The 3,390-nt window shown below is 54.8% G+C and carries 1 protein-coding gene and 1 pseudogene; one reads left to right on the top strand and one right to left on the bottom strand.

Translation table 11 applies throughout. The features are described from left to right. Positions 1–317: 317 nt before the first annotated feature. Positions 318–1,488 (top strand): annotated as a pseudogene (locus tag DDE77_RS19175) (IS3 family transposase). Between the two features lie 93 nt (positions 1,489–1,581). On the opposite strand, the gene DDE77_RS19170 reads toward DDE77_RS19175, so the two are convergent. Then, positions 1,582–2,445, bottom strand: a complete 864-nt coding sequence (locus DDE77_RS19170) for a hypothetical protein (protein ID WP_157959971.1) — start codon at positions 2,443–2,445, stop codon at positions 1,582–1,584. Positions 2,446–3,390: the final 945 nt, after the last annotated feature.

Raw genomic sequence — 3,390 nt, 5'->3', positions numbered from 1 at the left:
AACTTCGAAACAACAAAACCCCCAGTCAGAAATGACCGGGGGTTTTTGCGTTCTGGGGCAAAGGAAGGGCAGGGCAAGGCAAGGCCAGGGGCGGGGGCCGAGTACGCACTTCGCCTTAGATAAAGGAGCCCGCATAGAAAGACAGCGCGATGCAGATGCAGCGGAGCAGATTCCCCCACAGGCGACGGCAAAAAACTGGAGCGATGCACACCAGATAAGCCAAGGCGCGATGAGCCAGAAGGCAACGCTGGGCAGGAGGGTAGAAGCAGCATCGAATGGCCCTGCAGCTAAGCCATTTCAAAGTAGGCTCTGGTCCAATGAGGACCAGAGATGAAAAAACCAGGTTCATCAAAGAGCAGATCATCGGTGTTTCGAAGGAGCACAAGGCCGGCGTTCCGATCGCCGAGCTGTGCCGCAAGCAGGGCGTGAGCAGCGCCAGCATCTGCAAGTGGAAGACCACAGGTATAGCGGGATGGACGCCAGCGAGGCTAAACGGCTGAAAGCCCTTGAGGACGACAACCGGCGCGTCAAGAAGCTGCTGGCTGACAGCATGCTCGACAACGCCGCCTTTAAGGATATTCTGGGAAACAATGGTAACGCCCGTTATGGAGCAGGGGGCTGTCGCTCATCTCCAAACCCGATATAGACAAGCGAGCGGCGGGCGTGCCGAATTCTGGGCTGTTGCCGGCTGACGAGCACTACTAGGCGCTTCGCACCGATGATGTAGCGTTGTGCGAGTGGATAACGGCTACCGCTCATGAACGCCACAGGTCCATATACCGAAGGCTTCACGTGTTGCTCCGCCGGGAGGGCTACGAGGTTAACTGCAAGCGGCCCTTCCGCATCTACCGAGAGGAGAAGCTGACCGTGCGTCGTCGCGGCGGCTGCAAACAGGCGATGGGTACCAGGTTAATCATACTGGTGCCAGTGTTGACCAACAAACGATAGTCCCTCGACTTCGTCTCCGATCAGCTTTCCGATGGGACGTTTCCGAGTGCTGACTGTTGTTGATGACTGCAGCCGCGAGTGCCTCGCCTTGGTGGCGGACACGCCGCTCCCGGGGCAAAGGGTTGTCCGCGAACTCGAGGCGCTCATCACCAGCTGCGGTGGGCCGAATATGATCGTCAGCGACAATGGGACGGAGTTTACCTCAAACGCGATCTCAGGCCTTTCGGATCGCCGTCGTGTCGACTGGCACTACATCGCAGCGGACAAGCCGATGCAGAACAACTTCATCGAGATCTTCAATAGCCAGCTCAGAAACGAGCTGCTGAACGAAACACTCCTTCCCTGTCCCTCCTACGCCAGAGCTGCGGTCGCAGACTGGCGCTCGGACTACAACCCCACTCCCGCCTCGGCTGGATGACACCGACCGGATACGCCAACACTTTTCACACGCGCCGTGACCTGCCGCTTCGCTCCAGTAGTGGCTCCACGGTAGATTCCTCCCCGCTCACCCCGGCCAGATCGCCACAACACTCGCCCTAGTCTCCATTACGCTCGATAGAAGTTTGGGGCAACGTCATCCGGCACACCAGATGAGAACATTCATTATACCGCCATGTGGCTCGACGGTAAGCATTAGTTCCTGGAGTAGTAGGAGGTACCAGCCAGGCGCTTCTCGAAAATATTTACACGATGGTACTCGAGATATCTTGGGTCTGGCTGAACAGAAGGATCATCGGGAAAGTCAGCTGAGGTCCGTCCGTTGAACTCGTCCTTGAAGAGTAGCGGCAAATCTGGAGCGAAGACCAGGCGCCAATCGGACAGCATGGTCACCAAGCCATTCTCCCAGATCTGATGGATCATGCAGGTCATCAGCCCTGTGTTGCGCAAGGTGTCGGGTCCGTTCATCCCTAATGGCCAGTAGTGGCTGAGCGTCAACAATGAGGGTCCGTCGGGAACATTCGGTCTGCGGCCGCTTATGCAACAGACTGCACCACAACGATCCAATAGTGTATTCTTAAGACCCATTCGGACCAACTCCTGCCGAGTTCGGTAGCGGCGTAGAGCCTTGTCGGTTATCTCGTCAAGAAAGGGTTCCTGCTTCAACTCCTCCATACTATTATTGGCTTGGACTTCTTGTGTTCGCCAACCTCGTCCGCCCATGTGTAGAATTGCGTTGTAAGCTTGATCACCTATGAGGCGCAGGCCCGGGGCATAGTGATGAAAAGCTAGTTCTTCTCCCGGGCCGGCCAGATCAATTTCGACTATTTGCTTCCCCATGGTGTTCGAAACTCGCTTGGGCATGAACACGATCTCTTCGAGAGAGAGGTGAAGGAAACCCGATTCGCCCTTCTCGGCTCTCCTAAGAAACCCAATGCCAAAGTAGCCTGCATTGATGTCGTCCCGCGGTGCACGCAAGATGACATGCATACCAACTGCTTGCTGCGCAGTTTCATAACTTACGCGTGTTACTCTGACCCGGTGCCGATAGGCGGACATCTCCGCTGTTCGAACTGTAATAACAGCGTGCTGCAACTAGCCACCATCCCCCTTCATTAACATCCACACACCTCAGCATGCCGATCAATCGTCCGTGCTGCAGAAACTGGCTCTCTCGGTTTATCAAGGCATTCAGAAGCTAGGAGAGGAGAACTAGCAGAAGTTCAAGATCGTTGTCCTTGGTAGAGTTGAATGACGAATGTCACGGCGGCCTAAGCGCCAGCGGCTAAACTCTTCATCAGCCCCGAGTTTCCTGGGCTTTGGGACTTCCATCTCATGGCGTCCGCAACTCTCCCACTAATTGAAGAGAGAATTCGTCTGCGAACAGAAGATATTTGCTGGTCTGAGTATAGGCTCAGTCTCCAGAAACGACATGCGTATCTATGCCTGGCGCCCGTTTGAGCCACAGGTCTCTGGCCCCAGAAGCGGCTTCCAACACAAAAGTCGATTTTGTCCTAATCGGGTGTTGACACTTGGAGTGATCGCCCTTAGAACCCCGCTCACCGCTGCAGAGCGCGGCGCTGAAAGGCGCTGGGGGATGTAGCAAATCACTGAGGTTGTTGAAAAACTTCTGAAGTGGTTTTCGGGTTTTGGATCTTTGCCTTGTTATGGTTTGGATCTTGGAGCTTGAGAAAAGGGTATTGACAGTCGGTTCTGACTTTCCTATATCCGCCAAACGCTGACGACGCGAGCTTATATGGCTCCCAATGATTGGCGTTTTTCTTGACAGGGCAGGGTGGCTGCCGGGCAACCGGAGGCGATCCTTTGTTCCTTGAAGAATTTATGAGGGGCTTTTGTTCTCTCGTGACGTAGCTTTGTGCTGGGTCAGCTCATTGACATTGTGAAGACAGAAGAAAGAGAAACGTGGACGGCGAGGTTCTTGCGAACGGAAGCTGGACGTTAAGTCTGGTGGAAGTTGAAAGACTTTCGATGGGTGCACGTTTT

The organism is Devosia submarina, from assembly GCF_003056345.1.
In the GTDB taxonomy this organism is placed as follows: domain Bacteria; phylum Pseudomonadota; class Alphaproteobacteria; order Rhizobiales; family Devosiaceae; genus Devosia; species Devosia submarina.
This window is presented reverse-complemented; position numbering and strand designations above follow the sequence as displayed.

Coding starts and splice junctions, on each gene's coding strand:
- DDE77_RS19170 (WP_157959971.1), bottom strand. CDS start 2,445: ATGTCCGCCTATCGGCACCGGGTCAGAGTAACACGCGTAAGTTATGAA.